This is a genomic window from Chitinibacter sp. FCG-7 (assembly GCF_040047665.1).
Lineage (GTDB): Bacteria > Pseudomonadota > Gammaproteobacteria > Burkholderiales > Chitinibacteraceae > Chitinibacter > Chitinibacter mangrovi.
This window is the reverse complement of the sequence record NZ_CP157355.1, coordinates 1,625,128-1,643,264: the sequence shown is the minus strand read 5'-3', so window position 1 is coordinate 1,643,264 and position 18,137 is coordinate 1,625,128. Positions and strand designations below refer to the sequence as shown.

The window sequence follows — 18,137 nt, the reverse complement described above, 5'->3', positions numbered from 1 at the left end:
CGGCCAGCCACTGCGGATCACCGGCAGAAAAACACCTAGGCCTGCGCGCGGCGCTTTGATCGGGTAAAATGGCGTTTTGATTTTGACTAACGGCGACGCTTCGCCGTGCAAGGATATTTATGAGCCTCAAGTGTGGCATCGTCGGCTTGCCGAATGTGGGTAAATCCACGCTGTTTAACGCTTTGACCAAAGCCGGTATCGAAGCGTCCAACTATCCGTTTTGTACCATCGAGCCAAATGTCGGCATCGTTGAAGTACCCGATCAGCGCCTTGCCCAGCTGGCAGCGATTATCAATCCGCAAAAAATCCAGCCTGCGATTGTCGAGTTTGTCGATATTGCTGGCCTCGTTGCTGGCGCATCCAAAGGCGAAGGCTTGGGTAATCAGTTTCTGGCCAATATCCGCGAAACCGACGCAATTGTGAATGTGGTTCGCTGTTTTGAGAACGACAACATCATTCACGTTGCGGGCCGCGTAGACCCGATTGACGACATTATCGTCATCGGCACCGAGCTGGCTTTGGCAGATATGACTACCGTAGAAAAAGCCATCCAGCGCGACGGCAAGAAAGCGCGTTCGGGCGATAAAGACGCGTTGGCCACAGTGGCCGTACTGGAAAAACTGCTGCCGCATCTGAACGAAGGCAAACCAGCGCGTTCGGCTGGCCTGTCTGACGAAGAAAAACTGGCGATCAAATCGCTCTGCCTGCTGACGATCAAACCGGCGATGTACGTTGCCAACGTTGCTGAAGACGGCTTTGACAACAACCCGCTGCTCGATAAAGTGACCGCCCACGCCAATGCCGAAGGCGCGCCAGTCGTTGCGGTGTGTGCTGCGATTGAATCGGAAATCGCCGAGTTGGACGACGCTGACAAAGCCGAGTTTCTGGAATCGATTGGTCAGGAAGAGCCAGGTCTGGATCGCCTGATCCGCGCTGGCTACGATTTGCTGGGCCTGCAAACCTACTTCACCGCTGGCGTCAAAGAAGTACGCGCGTGGACGATCCACAAAGGCGATACCGCACCGCAAGCCGCCGGCGTGATCCACACTGACTTCGAACGCGGCTTTATCCGCGCGCAAACCATCGCGTTTGACGATTTCATCCAGTACAAGGGTGAACAAGGCGCCAAAGAAGCCGGCAAAATGCGCGCCGAGGGCAAGGAATACGTCGTAAAAGACGGCGACGTCTTGAATTTCTTGTTCAACGTCTAAGCCTAAGTTGCTCCATTCCAAAGCCGCGCCAGTCGCGGCTTTTTGCTACCAGCCATCAAGTGCATATGAGCCAAATACTGATTCCGCGCCGTTTCAAACGCCAAGTTGAGAAAGAGGACGTCATCCTCGCGCAGGATGAATTATCAGCTTTGCCAGAGCCGCTACTGATTCTCGGCGACGCAGGGATGGGCAAAACGACGTTGCTGAAATGGCTTGAGCAGCAATGGGGCTGTACACGCCTCACCGCTCGCGCCCTGCTAATCAAACCTTCAACATTCAAGCTGTCAGACCAGAGTGATGTTCTGTTGATCGACGCACTCGACGAGGTCAGTGAAAGCAGGGTTGGCACCGTTCTTGACTCGGTGCTGCAAAAATTGGGCGAGCTGGGCTATCCACGATTTGTCTTGTCGTGCCGGGTGGCCGACTGGCGAGGCGCAACCGGCAAAGTCGCCATTACGGAACAGTATCAGGCCGCTCCGGTTGAATTGCAGCTGCTACCGTTTGATGACGAGGATGTTCTGCACTTTCTCTCTCAGAAGGAAATTGCGAACCCGCATGAGGTCATTACGCACTTTGCCGAGCGAGGCTTGGAGGAGCTGCTGCGTAATCCGCAGACGCTGGACATGATCGCGAGTGTCGCCCGACAAGGGGTACTGCCAACTAGCCGCAGTGAATTGTTCGAGCGCGCAATCCATGTTCTGGTGGTTGAATTCAATGAGCTAAAGGAAGCACAAACTCCCGCGCTCGAATCAGATGCCGCATTGAGTGCCGCTGGTGCGGCCTGTGCCGCACTGATTTTGACCGGCAGTAGTGCGCTTAGCCGCCAAACCAAAACAGCACTGGCTGCAGGTGATCTGGCTGCCGTAGAGGCGACAGGCCTGCCCTGCGGAGATCACCTCAATGCCGTGCTTGGCTCGCGCCTCTTTATCGCCTTGAGTTCGGATCGTTTTGCATATTGCCATCGCAGCATCGCCGAGTTTCTGGCAGCGCGTTATCTGGCAGGCTTGGCCGATACCGAACGCAAACGCCGCCGCCTGCTGGCACGGCTGCGCTCGCATGGCGTTGTCCCTTCCAGCCTGCGCGGACTGCATGCCTGGCTTGCCTATGATCCAACCTTGGCAAGCCGTGTGATTGAGATCGACCCACTGGGACTGATCACCTATGGCAGCGCCGACAATTTGAGCTTGTCGCAAGCCCGATGCTTGCTTCATGCCTTGGAAAAAATGGCGGCAGAACAGCCCGAATCGCGTTTGTGGGATGAGCCGGGCATACCTGCATTGGTGCGGCCAGAACTGCGCGAAGATGTTAATCGCCTGATCTTCTCGCTCGAAACACCATTTGGCGTGCGTATGCTGCTATTGAAATCAATCAAGGGGCGCCAGCTTGCTGATGAGTTGAGCAAGTCATTGCTGGCACTTGTACTGGATGAGATGGATTGCTATGCCTGTCGCATCCACGCGGTACTGAAGCGCTTGTTGTTGCCTCGCAGCAGCAGGATTGGTCGTCTGTTGTTGATCAGACCCGGGCAAGTAGAAATGAAGACTCGCTACGGTTGGCTATTAACCTGCTCCGATTGGTTGGTTTCGAGTCTTTTAGTGATCAACAAATTGCCGAGCTGGCATTCACGCATGGCATCAGTAACAGCAGGACGGTTGGGGTTTTATACGGGCTAGAGACATACATTCCTGATGTTCGTCTTGGGGGTGTTCTCGACCTTCTTGCCAAATTAGCCGGTGATCAAAAAGAAAGCGACTGGTTGCGCGAGTGCGAATTGATTGATTTGCTAGCCAGCCTAGTCACCCGCCGCCTGTCTCAGCAAGAACAAATCGAAGTGCCGCGCTTGTGGAGTTGGCTTGAGCCACTTGCGCATCGTTATGGTGGCACACGTGAGCGTCGAAAAGACTTGGCTGCCTGTTTGCTGCAAAAGCCAGAACTGTGCCGAGAGCTACAGCACTTTGTCTTGTTCGAAGCCGTTGGAGACGACAATCTTCGTTTTCGAGCTCGGACTTTGCATGCTTTGGTCGCCGACCTGTATCCAGACAATGCCCGAGTCATCGAACTTTTCGTCGAGTTAAATCCTGCTGACTACGCTGACGAGCGTTGGCGCGACCTGCTGTACATCGCCCGCCATGATCAAGCAGATAGCGACGCGGTACGGGCTGCCGCGCGACCTTTTGCTATGCGCAGCACTGATGGCGAAAAGCACCTAGCGCAATGGGGGACACCACCCGAATGGGAATTGCGCGAAAGGAAAGAACAGCTTAAACGGAAAGCCAAAGAGCAGGCCAAGTTAGAAACGATCCGTCAAAGCTATCGGGATAATCTGGATGGCGTTCGTATCGGAAAATATAACTGCATTATTGACCCGGCTCGGTGTTATCTCGGGCTGATTTATGACCATAAAGAAGAAGTACCTCATCAACGTATAACAGCTTGGTTAAGTAAAGAAATCAGTGTAGCGGCATTCCATGGCTTCGAAGCCTACCTGACTGCAATACCGCCACACCCAACCGCTACCGATATTGCAGATAGCCTCGCCCAGCATAAATCATGGGATGCCGGTTATATCATTGTTACCGCCTTAGCGGAGCGTCTAAGAAATGGAACGGGCTTTGCCGATCTGCGTGATGAGCGTCTGATGGCGGGGTTATTCGTACTCGCTTTCCGTCATTTTTCGGACGAGTCTATTAGGCATGACTTGATGGTCGCCTTGAGCACAGAATTGCAAGCCCGTGGTAGTTGGGAACAGACAATGCGGCTATTCCATGAGCCCCAGCTGGTTGCAAGACGTGAGCATGTCTGCTGGCTGGAGGGGTCGAGAAAGTCGTCTACTTACGGGCATGATCTGGCTGTTGAGTGGTTACATCGATTTGACGGCCTGCCGTGGGCAGCTGAGGAGAGATTGGTCAATTTGCTCTGGCAAGCCACCCGTTACACAGATTTGCTCAAGCTTGCCCGAACACGTAAAGAGAGCACCAATGTCGAACAGCGTCATCTATGGACGGTCCTCGGTTTGTTGCTCGATTTCGAGACATTTTCGACGCAATTTGCTGCGGCTCCGCCTGACCCCAGTCTGATCTGGGTTTTGGAAGAATATACGAGCCGCAATTTCTGGCAAAGTCACGAAGATACAACACTAATGCCTGTAATCGCTGAGTGGATAGTGCGCAATTTCCGCAAGCTATGGAGTTTTTGCGCTGAATTTCCCAAAGGTGATTGGGTCGGGCGAAGCCACCCTCGGGATGCCAGCAAATACCTGCAAGAGCTTATTTTTCTGCTGGGCGCCGATACCAGTGATGCGGCGAGGACGGCGTTATTGCGATTACGCGACGAAGCAGAGGATGGCTATTCGGAATCCATACGACGTGCGCTTTCTGAGCAAATACGGGCAATTGCCGATGCAGAACACGCGACTCTAACCTTACCGGAACTGAGCAGCATCCTGGCTGATGGCCGCCCCAACTCGGAAGCGGATTTACAAACCTTCATGCTTGAAGAGCTTAAGTTAGTGGCCAAAAAAATCCGCAGCGACGATGTGGACTCATGGCGCGGTTTTTATGATGATCAAGGCGTACCTTTTGATGAAGAACGCTGCCGCGATCATTTGCTGGGCCTGCTGCGGCAAGGTCAGCAACTCGTCGAACTTGAACCAGAAACTCACGTCGCCGATGACAAGGAAGTCGATATCACCTGCTCGTCTGGTAATTGGCGGCTTCCCATCGAAATCAAGGGGCAATGGCATCGGGATTTATGGGCAGCGGTACGATCTGCAGCTCGATGGTTTGTATACGCCCGACTGGCGTGCTGGAGATCGGGGTATCTATCTGGTTCTCTGGTTTGGCGAACAAGTTAAGCCGGGCAAACAATTGAAATCTGCGGGCAGAGGATTTACTCAACCGCAAACACCTGAACAGTTAAGGGACGTGCTGATTCAGCGCAGTAAGGCCGCGCATAATGGCAGGGTAGAGATTGTTGTTCTGGATGTTGCTAGGCCTGCAATTTAATAAAGAGCTGTCGGTGTGTACTTAGCTGACCCCTAATACTGGACTGAATCGAGATCAAAAGGCATCATCTACGGTTTTGTGTCTTTATCTGATCGGTGCATGCAGAGTATCAAACAGTGGTTTGCTACTCACTATTTAGGCTTGGCGTCTGTGCGCTGGGGTTGGGTGAATGCTTGTCACCCTGATGTAACATTAATGTCATATGATCGAGGGTAGCGTAATGAGCCGCACTGTTTACTGTGTCAAACTGGGTCGTGAAGCGGAAGGTCTGGATTTTCCGCCTGTTCCGGGCGAGTTGGGCAAGAAAATCTACGACAACGTGTCGAAAGAAGCATGGCAAGCCTGGGTGAAACACCAGACCATGCTGATCAATGAAAACCGTCTGAGCCTGGCTGATCCAAGCGCACGCAAGTATTTGCAGCAGCAGCTGGAAAATTATTTCTGGGGTGCTGGTGCTGATTCGATTCAGGGCTTTGTTCCGCAGTAATACAGTAATGATTCAGGCCGCATAATGCGGCCTGATGTGTCTTTAGAATCCAGAAAGAGCGATGTGATGACGTACAAACCTGCCGACAATCAATTGATGCTCAATCGTGAATTGGGCTTGCTGGAATTCAACCGCCGGGTGCTGGCGCAAGCCGAAGATGCCCGCAATCCTTTGCTGGAGCGATTGAAGTTTCTATGTATTGTGTCGAGCAATCTCGATGAGTTTTTCGAGGTACGCATTGCCTGGCTGAAAGAAAACATGCGCCATAACCCGACGCGGCTGTTGCCCGAAGGGCTGACGCCGCATCAGGCTTTTGATCTGGTGTGCATCGAAGCGCATGATCTGGTTGAGCGCAAATACCGCGTCTTGCGCGAAACGATTTTCCCGGCGATGGAAGAAGAGGGGATTTTCTTTTTCCGCCGCAGCCTGTGGACCGAGGCGCAGCGCGAATGGGTGCGCAATTATTTCTTCCGCGAGCTGATGCCGATTCTGACGCCGATCGGGCTTGATCCATCGCATCCCTTCCCGCGCCTGTCGAATAAAATTCTGAACTTTGTCGTCGAGCTCGAAGGTCGTGATGCCTTTGGCCGCAATTCGGGCATTGCGATTGTGCAAGCGCCGCGCATTCTGCCGCGCTTTGTCAAAATGCCTGCCGAGATCGCCGGTACCGAGCATGGCTTTGTTTTCCTATCGTCGATCATGCACGCGCATATTGATGAGCTGTTTGCCGGCATGCATGTGCTGGGCTGCTACCAATTCCGCGTGACGCGCGATTCGGATGTTTCGGTGGATGACGAAGACGTGAAAGATTTGCGCGCAGCCATTCAGGGCGAATTGTCGCAGCGCCCGTATGGCGATGCGGTGCGCCTCGAAGTGGCCGATAACTGCCCGAAACATGTGCAGGACTTTTTGTCGCAGCAATTTGGTCTGACCGACGCCGACGTCTATCGCGTGAATGGTCCGGTTAATATGGTGCGCCTGATGCAGGTGCCCGATCAGGTTGACCGGCCTGATTTGAAATACCCGCCGTTTATGCCCGGCATTCCACCCGAGCTGCGCAAGCAGGCCGATTATTTCTCGGCCATTCGCCAGGGCGATATTTTGCTGCACCACCCGTACCAGAGCTTTACTCCGGTGGTTGATTTTCTGCAGCAAGCCGCACGTGATCCGGCCGTAGTGGCGATCAAGATGACCATTTACCGCACCGGCGCAGAGTCCACACTGATGGACGCACTGCAGGAAGCGGCTGCGCGTGGCAAGGAAGTGACCGTGGTAGTCGAGCTGATGGCGCGCTTTGACGAAGAAGCCAATATCAACTGGGCGGCCAAACTCGAGCGCGCTGGCGCGCACGTGGTGTACGGCGTGTACGGCTATAAAACCCACGCCAAAATGCTGTTGGTGGTTCGCCGCGAAGAAGGCCAGCTCAAGCGCTACGCGCACGTTGGCACCGGCAATTACCACCCGCGCACCGCCAAGCTTTACACCGACTTTGGCATTTTCACGGCCAACCGCGAAATGACCAGCGACGTGAACGATGTCTTTATGCAGCTCACCGGCCTGGGGCTGGCGGGTGATCATCATCAGCTCTGGCAAGCGCCATTTACGCTGCACAGCAATTTTATCGCCGCGATTGACCGCGAAATTACCCACGCCAAAGAAGGTAAAAAAGCAGTCATCATCGCCAAAATGAATGCGCTGCTGGAGCCGTCGATCATCGACAAGCTGTATGAAGCGTCGGGTGCTGGCGTAACCATTCACCTGATCGTGCGCGGTGTATGCGCGCTGCGCCCGGGCTTGCCGGGGATTTCGGAAAATATCCGCGTGCGCTCGATTGTGGGCCGTTTCCTTGAGCATCACCGCGTGTATTACTTCTTTAACGATGGCGCAGAAGACGTGTATCTGTCGAGTGCCGACTGGATGGGGCGCAATCTGTTCCGCCGCATCGAGATTGCCTTCCCGGTGCTCAGCCCGAAAGTAAAACGCCGCGTGATCCGCGAGAGCCTAAGACCATTCCTGGTGGATAACACGCAGGCGTGGGAAATGCTCTCTGACGGTCGCTATCGCCGCAAAGTCGCACGCGGTGACAAGGTCCGCTCGGCGCAAGGCCTGACCCTGAGCGAGCTAAGTGCCGGTATCCGTACCTGATTAACAAGGGGTATTGCCTTGTAGGCTAGGTGAATATTCGGCTTCAGCCCTATACATGATGGTGTATAGGGCTTTTTCATTACCTGTAGATTTGAAAATCAAAACATGTCGCTGGAATTTATGATGCTACTTGTCAATAAACCGTAACAATTAGCTGGTAACTTGATGGTCTGTAAGCGTGAGTTTTTGCGCTTGCTTGTAAGCCTGTTCTGGATATCCCCAATTATCCGGGCAGACGCGTGGATCATAATGTGGTACTAGATTGAACAAGAGGCAATACCAATGGCTGAAGTGAAGGAACAAAATCCAACAAAGACAACCCCTGCAGAGGCCAAGAAGCAGCAACAAAAACCGTTGGCTGAACGGTTGGCAGGGCAAAAGCCGTTTGAATGGATCAAGGTGGATAGCAAAACCGAACAGAAATAAACCAGCAATAAAAAAGGCTGCCTCGGCAGCCTTTTTTGCGTCAATCGATCTACTTCAGCGCCAGCGCCAGGCTGGCACGATAGTGCTGCGCGGCTTCGTCGGCGCGCTCCAGCTGCGTGAGCAATTCGGCTAGCTCGGCGTGTGCAATCGCGCTGGGGTTCACGGCAATGCTGGCTTCAAAATAGCTTTGCGCCTTGCCCCAGAGCTCGCGTTTGCGGCACAGCCGACCCAGCGTTAGCAGCAGCAGCTCGTCGCGCGGATGCGATTTAAGCCAGTTTTCCGCTTGCTGCAATTGCGCCATTTGCTGCGGCAAATCCAGCGCCAGCTGGCTATACGGCATCAATAACTCGGGATGCCAGTTGGCTTCCAGTGCTTTTTCCAGCGTTTCCTTGGCCTGCAATGGCGCATCCTGAGCGATATAGCGTTGCGCTGCGGCCAGCGCCAGCTGTGGATGATGCTGTTCGCTGCTCGGCAGTTTTTTCCACCAGTCTTTCAATTCCAGCGGCGTCATCGGGTGCTGCCGCAGCAATTGCAACTGCGCTGCCACGCGGATATGGCCTGCCTGTTCGGCATCCAGTGCGTCGGTTTTGCCCAGCTGCTCGACCAGTTTGAGGACCGCTTCCGGGTTTTGCTCGCGCTGGCGCAGGCGCAATTCCAGCTTCATTGCGTGCGTCAGCTTGGGCGCCAGTTCGCGCGCAGCGCTGATATTCTGCCCCGCTTCGACAAAGCGGCGCTCGTCGAGCAGCAGTTCGCCGCAGGTCATCAGCGTAGCCAGATGGCCATCGCCCAGACGATCTTTGAGCTGCTGCAGCAAAGTATCGCGCTGGGCAAAATCGCGCATGGCGTGGGCGGCGCGGGCGGCGAGCAGGCCATTGACGGCAAAGGTATCATCCTCGCCAATTCGCGCGCTGGCTTGCATGGCTTCGCTGGCCAGCCGGGCTGCACGCTGAAAGCGCCCTTCAAAAAAGGCAATGCGCGCGTCGCGCTCCAGCTTGACCGAGGCTTCCCGTGCCTGATTGGCCTGATAGCGGCGCACGCGCTGCGGCAGGCCAGCAATTTCAACCAGCATTTGCAGCAGCAAATACAGCGCAATCACGCTGGCAATCAGCAAGACAATAAACACATTCAGCGAGATTTCCATGCGCCACGGCGGCAGGAAAATCAGGGCGTAGCCGGTATTGAGCTGGGCAAACAGCGTCATGCCGACGGCGACCGAAAACAGGCCGATAATCCAGAGCAGTGCTTTCATGGTTTCACCCTTTCCGCCGTTGTGCGGGCGCTGCGCACGGCGGTCAGGCTGGCCGACAGATCAGGCACGGCCACGCTCAATTGCTGCTCTTCCAGCTGTTTGAGTACCTGCAAAGCGCCCTGGGTGGCGGGCATGTGTACGTCGAAATAATCGTTCAGATAGCGCTGGATGGCGCTAATGTCGGTGCGGAAAGCCGACTCGTTGCGCTGCAGTACCGACGAGCGTGCGCTCAGCAGGCGCAGCTTGATGTTTTCGCGTAGGAAAAAAGCCTGATCGGGCGTGAGCAAAGCCGCTTCGGGTTTATCCATGCGGCGAATCTGGATCAATTGTTTGAATTCATGCCACAGCTCGGCGATCAGCTGCTGCGCCGTATTGTGCGCCTCGGTATTGGGCGTGTGTTTTTTCGGCGTGTCGTGGCCTTCGTCGATCAGCAGCGGCAGCTTGTCGACCTTGCTGATCAGGCTGTCGAGCTTGGCGGTGACGCCAACCACGTCCAGATACGGTGTGGCTTTCAGCGCGTCCATATCGCGGGTCACGGCCTGACGCACGCTGATTAGCTCGGGGCGATTGAGGCGCGAGAGCTGCTGGTCGATGCTGGTCAGCCCGGTGAGCGCCAGATTCACATCGCCCGACAATTGCAATTGCTGGCTGGCAAAGGTGAGCATCTGTTCCAGCTCGGCCAGCGTATGCACCGACTCGGTGCGCGTCAGCATATCGTACATGCCGGTGAGCGCTTCTTGGCGGCTTTCCGATTCGGCCAGCTTGCCCGCCTGAGTTTCTACCTGTACCTGCAATTGCTGCTGGATTTGCGCCATCTGGGCCTGATTGCTGCGCAACTCGTTTTGCAGTTTCTGGTTGCTGCCCAGCTGGCTGGCCAGATCGGCCTTGAGCTGCTCCATGGCATTTTGCTGGTATAGCCAGACGCCACCACTAGAGAGTATAGCCGCCAAAGCCAATATCAGAGCGGGCTGTGGCATGGTACGGCGCTGGGGTACTTGCAGTGCAGCGGAGAGTGAATCAGAGTTGTTTTCTTGGGTCATGAGCTTTTTTACCTGGCCGGTGAAAAACGAAGCGAAAATCCTGTCAGTACTTCAAAGGTTGTCGTGCATGGCGCGGCAATGGTGCACGCAACTTTTGCTTTTCATCTGGCAGATCCATCGTGCTGATCTGCAGCAGTCAGTTTGAGTTTGGCGCAAAGTAGCGGCAAATCGAACGGGTGATGCCTGCGTCGCCCGCTTCGGTCAGCTGCGTCTGCACGGCACCAAGCGCTTGCAGCGCGCTGATAATGCGTGGATGCGGCGCGAAATATGGTACTGATTGTAGCCTGTGCCGCGTTTGCTCTCCACCTAAGGCGAACAAGTGTTGTGCAGCTTCCGAGCTGGAGACGATTAAACCATCACAGCCGCGATCAAGCTGTGTCAATAATTCGCTTGCACTCCAGCGCGGGCCCAGCCGCTGATAGCAGCTGATCAGCTCGATGCTGGCTCCGGCGGCCTGCAGCGCGGCGGGCAAAATATCGCGTCCGCCCTGACCCCGGAAAATCACGATGCGCTGGCCAGCCAGCGGCTGCATCTGCGGCCTGCGTAGCTGTTCCAGCAAGCCCTCGCTATCAAATTGCGTGCTTGGGCAGATAATCTGGCTGATACCCAGCTCGGCGGCGCGTTGGGCGCTACCGGGGCCGACCACGGCCACCGGCAGCGCTGGCCAGCCGGTGGTCAATTGGGCAAATACCGCTTCAATCGCCGAGGGGCTGATGAAAATGGCCAGATCGTAATCGGCCAGGCGCGCTAGCGCATCTCGCAGTGGTGCGGGGTCCTGCGGCGGGGCGATTTCCAGTAGCGGAAATTGCAGCACGTCTGCGCCTTGTTCAGCGAGCGCAGCGCTCAAGGCCGCGGCTTGCGCAGCTGGGCGCGTCACCCACAAACGGCGCGATGCCAGCGGCGGCAGTGCGAAATTAGTCATGCGATAGCTGTTGCAGAATCTCGCGTGCGCCTTCGGTACACAGCAAATCGGCCACCGTGCGGCCCAGTCCATCGGCGGCGGCAAACGAGCCATTCGATTCGGCGGTCACCACTTGCGAGCCATCAGGCAGCGCAATCAGGCCGCGCAAGCGCAAAAAGCCGTCGTCGCTGGTCGCGTAGGCGGCCAGCGGAATCTGGCACGAACCATTGAGGCGGCGCGAAAGCGAGCGCTCGGCGGTGACGGCGGCGGCGGTGGCGGGGTGATTGAAAGGGGTCAGCAGCGTGGCCAGATCGCTACGATCGCTACGAATTTCCAGCCCCAGCGCGCCTTGCCCGGGAGCAGGCAGGCTCACCTCGGCCGAAAGTTCACCGCGAATCCGCTCGCCCAGCCCCAGTCGTTTGAGCCCGGCTGCGGCGAGGATAATTGCATCAAATTCGCCGTCGTCGAGCTTGCGCAAGCGGGTGTTCACATTGCCGCGCAGTGGTTTGATGGTCAGGTGCGGGTAGCGCATGCGCAGCTGGCTTTCGCGGCGCAAGCTGGCGGTGCCGACAATCGCACCCTCCGGCAATTCATCGAGATTGGCATATTTGCCGGAAACAAAAGCGTCGCGCGGGTCCTCGCGTTCGCCAATGGCGGCGATGCTAAAGCCTTCGGGCAGCACCATTGGCACGTCTTTCATTGAATGCACGGCCAGATCAGCGCGGCCATCCTGCAAGGCCTGCTCGAGCTCTTTGACAAACAGCCCTTTGCCACCGATTTTATTGAGCGTCACGTCCAGAATACGGTCGCCCTGCGTGGTCATGCCCAGCAGCTCAACCTGCAATTCGGGATAAGTCGATTCCAACCAGTTTTTGACAAAATGCGCTTGCCAGAGCGCCAGAGGGCTTTCCCGAGTAGCAATTACGATTTTTCGTAAATGGTTGGATTCTGACATCGGGCACACCTCGGATTATGGGCAAAGACGGCAGTTTACCATGCGCGTGCACCGAGGAATAAAGCAGAGCGTGTCAGCCCCGAGCCAGCGCCGCCTTCTTGCTGCGTGGTCGGGGTGGGGAGGTATTATTTTGCGTCTTTCTGATCGTTGGCCGTGTCATCCTGCGGGTCGAGCGTGAAATCGAACGTGTGCTCGTCCGGGGTGTCGCTGATGGCCGCCAGATCAAGTTCTTCAACCTGAAAACTTAGCAACTCATCGTCCTGCTCCTGGATTTCCAGCGCCGATAAATCAGGCAGCGAATGCTCTGCGTCCAGCGAAGGCAGCTCAATCGTGTGATCTTGCGGCGCTTCTGGCTCGGGCTTGATCAACAATGAGCCGTATTGCGGCGGAATGGCACTGGCTTGTGAGAGCGAAGCCATCATCGACAATTCGGGGCTAACCGGCGCTTCCAGATCGAGTTTGAGCTCCGGCTTGGCTTCGGGTTGATCCAGCCCAAAGGCGTGGGCGTAGCTGGCGGTGTGTTCAAACGTCGTTTTGGGTGGCTCGCGGAAATACAGCGGGTTTTCCGGGTCCAGCTTGGCGCCGATATTGCGCACCAGCTCCCAGTCGGCGGAATCGTGCTCGATCATTTTCAGATTCTGTGCCAGATGCGCGTATTCGGTTTTCATGCCTTGCTGGCGGAACAGGCGGAACAGCATCAGCCAGTTTTCAATATCCGTCGGGTCTTCGTCGATGCAGTGATACAGCACATCAATGGCTTCCAGCGTCTCGCCTTGCGCAATCAGCATTTGCGCTCTGGCCATATCATTGCCGATGCCTTCTTCTACTTCTATACCCTGATTGCTGCCGCCCAGATGCAGCATCGACATCATGGTGTTTTTGCTCAGCATGCCCATCGCCGTGCGGGGAACAGGGTTGGGGCCAAAATGGCTGGTGTCCTGCACACTTAAATCGTCTTCATGCCAGGTCACGTTGCGTTTGCGCCGCACCAGCAGGGCAATCGCTGCTGCAATGGCAGCCAGCCCCGCTGTGCCTGCCAGCCACCAGATCCAGTCGGTGTTCTCGCTGGTTTGCACCGGGGTAGAGGCCGCTTCCGGCTGGGCTTGAACTTGCTTGCTGGCAGGCTGTGCGGTGCTCGCTGTGCTTGCGGAGCTGGCGATGGCGGGTGCTGCAGGCGCCACCATGCTGGCGGCGACATCGCTGGCGATCAGGCTGTTCATTTGCGCCAGCCGCAAATTCAGCTGGGCGATTTCCAGCTGCATTTTGGCCTGCAATTCATTCAGGTCTTTGACTTTTTGCTCCAGCTCGCGCGTGTAGTCGCTACTGCTGGCGGGAATGGCTTTGGGTTTGGCTGGCGGCAGAGCTTCGCCGTCCAGCCGTAACAGGCCCGATTCGGCTTTGGCTACCGGCGGACGAGGTTTTTTCACCGACTTGAGCAGGTCAGGAATAACAATTTCGGTGCCCGCAGCAATCGGCGTATTGGCGTCGTAGCCGGGGTTGACGCTGATGAGTTTGTTCAGATAGCGCGGATATTGCGGCGTGCCGCGCGGGTAATAGCGCTTGGTCAATTCGGCCAGCGTGGTATTGCTGCGGGCAATCAGAATCTGCGGGTCGCGATTGGGCAAACTATTAGCCGTGCTGCTGTCGGCGCGCTTGAGTTGCGTTGGCGCTGGTGGTTCGCCAGCCGGTGCAATATTCAGAAAGGCGGTGAAATTGCGCGTTAATTGCAGGCCGCTACAGTCAATCTGAATCCCGAACGCGATGGTGGGCTCGCCAATCATTTGTTGCGAGGCGATATGGATCAGGCCGCCGCGATCATTGTGGCTGCTCAGGCTGATGCTGGCGCGGCCCAATCCGGGCAGATCGGTGCTACTGGCTGCCGTGATATTCAGGCAATCTGCGGTGAGCGTTTCGCCACTGTGCGTCTTGTAAGGTACTGCAGCGCGAAACGGCTGGCCGACGTACGATTGCAATTCCAGCTCGCCCAAAGTGAGGGCCTGGCTGGACATGGGCAGTAGAAAACCGATCAATGCCAGGCTGCTGGCGATCCGTGTTCGGCAAGGAAATGTGATGGAAGTCATGGCGCGCATTTTTCAATTGGCATTCAGCATGGCGTTTTATACCAGAATAAAGCCTTTATGACACATAAAACCTTATATTTGAAAGGTTTATGCAAATCTACATAATTAAATAATGAAGCTCTAATTCAATTTAGCGGTGAACGCTTATTTTTAAACTGATCATTTTTTGAGTTCTGTTTGCTTTATACCGCCATTTTGCATACATGAGGCAGGTATAGCCTTGCAGATTTTGTATGTATTGCTCTGTGGGCGTATACATGCCTTGCGGTCTTTGATTTTTGCTGGGGTTACCCAATCCATATTTTACGCTTTTGCACTACTTGCAAAATGTGAGGTACAGCGCAGCCGATAATAAGCCAGTGGTGTACGCATGGATTGGGTGGGCCCGGCCATTGGGGTGCGAGTGCTGCTGCATAAAATCAGCCAAATGCTCCCGGCTGCAATCAGCCGCTCGTTAATGGCCTCAACAATGTCTTGCGGGTGATGCACCCGGCCGTGTTTGATCAGCTCGGCGCTGGTGCATTGGCGGCGCGAACACAGCAGCTGGTAGACCGCACTTTCCGCTTCGTTAAGCCCCAGTGCAGCGGCGTCAAAATCGGGCTGGATTTTAAAAACAGGCATGAAAGTCCTTTAGCCGCGTACGCTGGCGAGTGTGAGCTTGGGGCTGGTGTGACATTGCTGCCAGCGCTTGCCCAGCCGCATGCCGGGGCGCTCAATCCAGCGATAGCTGGCCCGTGCACACCCTAGCACCAGCGCCAGGATGGCGAGTAAGAGCAGATTATTGCCCAGCACGCTGCCGGTGTGGATATAGCGCACCTTGCCCACCTGCCAGAACCATTCGGGCTGAAAATGCATCAGCAAGGTACTCAGCAGATACAGCAAGACGAAATGAATCAGATAAATTGAAAACGACCATTCGCCCAACTGCAGGAAAGCTTTGTGCTTGAGCCAGGCCGAAATCTGCCCGCGCTCGCTGGCAAAGACCAGAATCGCCGCAGTAAAACCCCAGCTGGCCCAATACGCCTTGTGCGGGTATTTCAGCGTAATCATCCAGTACAGCGCCAGCAGCGTTGCGCCTTCCAGCACCGTCATCCAGTGCTTGCCCAGCGATAGATCGCGCCAGCGCAGGTGCAGCGAATACGCTGCTGCGCCGAGAAAAAAACAGATCAGCCCGCGCAAGCCGGGGCTGTGCGCAATTTTGGGCGCCAGCCAGGCCGTGGCCAGCGAACCGAGCAGCACCATGCCCGCGTAGGCCCACACGCTGCGCCGCCGTGCCAGCAGCACGATCAGCCCGAAGACGACGTAAATGTAATATTCAACGCTGATACTCCACGCCGGGCCATTGAAAGAAAACAGATTGGCCTTGGGCCACCAGGCCTGCAGCAGCAGGGCGTTATACAGCCATTGCTGCTGCAGATCATCGTGCCAGAACAAGGCGGGCAATTGCGCCAGCGGGACGTCAAATAGCAACGGGCGCAGCAGCATCAACACGCTGATCAGTAGCAGCGTAGCCAGATGCAGAGGCAGAATGCGGCAGCTGCGGCTAATCATGAAATCGCGCCAGCCCGCGCCATTCATCACTTGCTGGTGATAGCGATGCGCCAGCACAAAGCCGCTAAGGACAAAAAAGAACTCTACCAGCAAGCCGGCCGAGCGAAAAAATCGCCATTCACCCACGCTTTGCCACAGGTGCAAATGAAACAGCACCACCGAGACGGCACACAAGCCACGAAAACTATCGAGGACGATAAAACGTTGGGAAGCAGCAGAACTCATGCGACGTGGTATTTAGCGCTGAAAGCAAAGAGCGCATTTTAGGCGCAAGCCGTCAGGAAAGGGAGAATCAATTGACTGGGCGGTTATCAAGCGCCGCTAGCGGGCATGGCGCTTGGCAAGCTGTAAATCGTTAAAAAGAGTTTTCCACTGCGGATCTTTTGCTAAGCGATTGGCCATCTCGTTCAGAAAATCGAGCAGCGGCGCTTGATCGGGCGCGATAAAAAAATGCCGTGGCACAATCGCACGCGGCGTGGGGGCGATATACAGCCAATCATCCAGATCGCTGATCGACTGGCGATAGCTGCCCAGCGAGCTGGCCGAGATCAACGTGGCATCAATGCGCTGCAACTTAAGCTTTTTCAGATTGCTCAGCACGCTGGTGCTGTCCTCCCGCGTGATTTTGCCCGCGGCAATATCGGCCTCGAAGTCTTCCAACTGGCGGCCCGTCACCGCGCCGACGCGCAAACCATGCAAAGACGCCGCATTTTTAAACGCCACCGGCTTGCTGCGATGGCTGACCACCAGATTCACATCCTGCATATACAGCTTGGACCAACGATACTTGCGCTGCTGCGCATCATGGAAAAACACCGGATTGCCCCACGCCACTACCCCGCGCCATTGTGGCTGCCCGATCACCAGATCCAGCCGTTTGCGCGGCAGCTGAACCGGCACAAATTGATAGCGCCCAGCCGAATGGCTGCTCAGCCAGCTGGCTAGTTTTGCGCTCAGATTGCCCGGCTGATCAAGCGCAAATGGCGGCTCATCGTAATAGGTGTAAAGCGGAATCTGCTCCGCTGCCCGCGCGCACGAGAGCGCGCACAGCAGTACACCCAGAATCAGCAGCCTGATTGGCAGCAGCATCTTCAGCCCCTGTGATGTCATACACAGCCTTGCATGCACAGTAGTATAGATTGCTGCCCCTCATTCGATTGGCGCAATTGCGGGCTTGCGTGTGCGGATTGGTCATGCGCAGTGAGCGCAGCTCATTGCACGGGTTTTACTGCAAGGCCAACCAGATTTCCGTCCGTAGCGCATTGGGTGGGGTATCGATGGGTAGGTTAAGGTAGTGCTCGATCAGCGGCACATACCCCGGCTGTTCTCCGCTGCTGGGCAGCCAGACACCATAGAGCCACTGATACGCCTGCTCCAGCTCGCTATACGGGCCAAGATGCTCGATGATGGCGTAACGTGCCGGCGGGATGGCAAAGGCTTCGACGCCATCGGGTAGCGCTTCGCCGGTGCGCACCGTCAACGCTGCCGCCGAGCGCAGCTCGCTGGGCGCGACCGATTGCGGGTCATCAAAATACAGTCCAAACCAGCCCAGCGGCAACGCCACCGGTAGTGCGGTTTTCGTCAGTTGCAGCTTGGCAAAGGCTTCGCCAATCTGGATATACGGCCCCCGATGGTGGCAAATGCCCAAAGGCAGCGGCTGATCTTGTGTGTGAATGCGAACCTGATACATCGTGCTCTCCTGTTGATGATGACGTTGGAGCATCATTAAGCGTTCGCGCCGATACGCGCCGGGCGTTTGCCCATAGCTGGCGGCAAAAGCGCGGACAAACGCCGCACTGCTACCGTAACCCGTTTGCTGCGCCAGTCGGCTCAGCGGCAGCTCGCCCGGCTTGCCCAAAGCGCGTGCAGCATGCAGCAAACGCAAGCGCTGCTGCGTCATCCCTAGGCTTTCGCCCATCATTTCGCGGTAAATGCGGTGAAAGTGATAGGGCGAAAAATGCGCCGCGTCGGCCAGCTGATCCAGCGAATACATTTGCTGCGGGTGTTGCCAGATCAGACCCAGCACGCGCTGCAGGCGGCGGGAATAATCGTACAGGGTGGCGGTTTTCTTCATGATGTCTCCATGC

General features: G+C 56.1%; 14 protein-coding genes. 5 read left to right on the top strand and 9 right to left on the bottom strand.

All coding sequences use genetic code 11. From position 1 onward, the window contains the following. Positions 1 to 119: 119 nt before the first annotated feature. The 5 genes from ychF (at position 120) to ABHF33_RS07780 (ending at position 8,273) form a co-directional block, all read left to right on the top strand. Positions 120 to 1,211: a redox-regulated ATPase YchF gene (gene ychF, locus ABHF33_RS07800; protein ID WP_348946432.1), complete on the top strand. Its 1,092-nt coding sequence runs from the start codon at positions 120 to 122 to the stop codon at positions 1,209 to 1,211. Positions 1,212 to 2,763: 1,552 nt separating this feature from the next. Further along, complete coding sequence (locus ABHF33_RS07795; RefSeq protein ID WP_348946431.1) at positions 2,764 to 5,064, top strand: hypothetical protein; 2,301 nt, start codon at positions 2,764 to 2,766, stop codon at positions 5,062 to 5,064. A gap of 371 nt (positions 5,065 to 5,435) precedes the next feature. Beyond that, positions 5,436 to 5,702 (top strand): oxidative damage protection protein, encoded by a 267-nt coding sequence (locus tag ABHF33_RS07790; protein WP_348946430.1) that lies wholly within the window; start codon positions 5,436 to 5,438, stop codon positions 5,700 to 5,702. 24 nt (positions 5,703 to 5,726) lie between these two features. Next, on the top strand, positions 5,727 to 7,847 hold the full coding sequence (ppk1, locus tag ABHF33_RS07785; RefSeq protein ID WP_255446424.1) for a polyphosphate kinase 1: 2,121 nt from the start codon (positions 5,727 to 5,729) through the stop codon (positions 7,845 to 7,847). A gap of 282 nt (positions 7,848 to 8,129) precedes the next feature. Then, complete coding sequence (locus ABHF33_RS07780) at positions 8,130 to 8,273, top strand: hypothetical protein (protein WP_157314959.1); 144 nt, start codon at positions 8,130 to 8,132, stop codon at positions 8,271 to 8,273. Positions 8,274 to 8,322: 49 nt separating this feature from the next. Here ABHF33_RS07780 and ABHF33_RS07775 read toward each other — a convergent pair whose 3' ends face one another. The 9 genes from ABHF33_RS07775 to ABHF33_RS07735 form a co-directional block, all read right to left on the bottom strand. Beyond that, a complete protein-coding gene (locus ABHF33_RS07775) occupies positions 8,323 to 9,522 on the bottom strand; it encodes a heme biosynthesis HemY N-terminal domain-containing protein (protein ID WP_348946428.1) in 1,200 nt (399 codons plus the stop codon). Beyond that, a complete protein-coding gene (locus tag ABHF33_RS07770) occupies positions 9,519 to 10,562 on the bottom strand; it encodes a uroporphyrinogen-III C-methyltransferase (RefSeq protein WP_348946427.1) in 1,044 nt (347 codons plus the stop codon). The genes ABHF33_RS07775 and ABHF33_RS07770 overlap by 4 nt, the downstream gene beginning before the upstream one ends. A 136-nt stretch (positions 10,563 to 10,698) precedes the next feature. Further along, on the bottom strand, positions 10,699 to 11,484 hold the full coding sequence (locus tag ABHF33_RS07765; protein WP_348946426.1) for a uroporphyrinogen-III synthase: 786 nt from the start codon (positions 11,482 to 11,484) through the stop codon (positions 10,699 to 10,701). Next, the gene (gene hemC, locus ABHF33_RS07760) at positions 11,477 to 12,418 is read right to left on the bottom strand and encodes a hydroxymethylbilane synthase (protein ID WP_348946425.1); all 942 of its coding nucleotides are present in this window, start codon (positions 12,416 to 12,418) and stop codon (positions 11,477 to 11,479) included. The genes ABHF33_RS07765 and hemC overlap by 8 nt, the downstream gene beginning before the upstream one ends. A gap of 125 nt (positions 12,419 to 12,543) precedes the next feature. Beyond that, entirely contained in the window at positions 12,544 to 14,499 is a 1,956-nt protein-coding gene (locus tag ABHF33_RS07755; RefSeq protein WP_348946424.1) for a type IV pilus assembly protein FimV, read from the bottom strand. Positions 14,500 to 14,802: 303 nt separating this feature from the next. Further along, on the bottom strand, positions 14,803 to 15,120 hold the full coding sequence (locus ABHF33_RS07750; RefSeq protein WP_348946423.1) for a hypothetical protein: 318 nt from the start codon (positions 15,118 to 15,120) through the stop codon (positions 14,803 to 14,805). 9 nt (positions 15,121 to 15,129) lie between these two features. Further along, positions 15,130 to 16,275 carry an acyltransferase family protein gene (locus ABHF33_RS07745; protein WP_348946422.1) on the bottom strand — a complete coding sequence of 382 codons (1,146 nt, stop codon included), beginning with the start codon at positions 16,273 to 16,275 and terminating at the stop codon, positions 15,130 to 15,132. A 96-nt stretch (positions 16,276 to 16,371) separates the two neighbouring features. Further along, positions 16,372 to 17,139: a substrate-binding periplasmic protein gene (locus ABHF33_RS07740; protein ID WP_348946421.1), complete on the bottom strand. Its 768-nt coding sequence runs from the start codon at positions 17,137 to 17,139 to the stop codon at positions 16,372 to 16,374. A 136-nt stretch (positions 17,140 to 17,275) separates the two neighbouring features. Continuing rightward, positions 17,276 to 18,124 carry an AraC family transcriptional regulator gene (locus tag ABHF33_RS07735; RefSeq protein ID WP_348946419.1) on the bottom strand — a complete coding sequence of 283 codons (849 nt, stop codon included), beginning with the start codon at positions 18,122 to 18,124 and terminating at the stop codon, positions 17,276 to 17,278. Positions 18,125 to 18,137 lie beyond the last annotated feature (13 nt).

Coding starts and splice junctions, on each gene's coding strand:
- ABHF33_RS07770 (WP_348946427.1), bottom strand. CDS start 10,562: ATGACCCAAGAAAACAACTCTGATTCACTCTCCGCTGCACTGCAAGTA.
- ABHF33_RS07750 (WP_348946423.1), bottom strand. CDS start 15,120: ATGCCTGTTTTTAAAATCCAGCCCGATTTTGACGCCGCTGCACTGGGG.
- hemC (WP_348946425.1), bottom strand. CDS start 12,418: ATGTCAGAATCCAACCATTTACGAAAAATCGTAATTGCTACTCGGGAA.
- ABHF33_RS07740 (WP_348946421.1), bottom strand. CDS start 17,139: ATGCTGCTGCCAATCAGGCTGCTGATTCTGGGTGTACTGCTGTGCGCG.
- ABHF33_RS07790 (WP_348946430.1), top strand. CDS start 5,436: ATGAGCCGCACTGTTTACTGTGTCAAACTGGGTCGTGAAGCGGAAGGT.
- ABHF33_RS07775 (WP_348946428.1), bottom strand. CDS start 9,522: ATGAAAGCACTGCTCTGGATTATCGGCCTGTTTTCGGTCGCCGTCGGC.
- ABHF33_RS07745 (WP_348946422.1), bottom strand. CDS start 16,275: ATGAGTTCTGCTGCTTCCCAACGTTTTATCGTCCTCGATAGTTTTCGT.
- ABHF33_RS07780 (WP_157314959.1), top strand. CDS start 8,130: ATGGCTGAAGTGAAGGAACAAAATCCAACAAAGACAACCCCTGCAGAG.
- ppk1 (WP_255446424.1), top strand. CDS start 5,727: ATGCGGCCTGATGTGTCTTTAGAATCCAGAAAGAGCGATGTGATGACG.
- ABHF33_RS07735 (WP_348946419.1), bottom strand. CDS start 18,124: ATGAAGAAAACCGCCACCCTGTACGATTATTCCCGCCGCCTGCAGCGC.
- ABHF33_RS07755 (WP_348946424.1), bottom strand. CDS start 14,499: ATGACTTCCATCACATTTCCTTGCCGAACACGGATCGCCAGCAGCCTG.
- ABHF33_RS07765 (WP_348946426.1), bottom strand. CDS start 11,484: ATGACTAATTTCGCACTGCCGCCGCTGGCATCGCGCCGTTTGTGGGTG.
- ychF (WP_348946432.1), top strand. CDS start 120: ATGAGCCTCAAGTGTGGCATCGTCGGCTTGCCGAATGTGGGTAAATCC.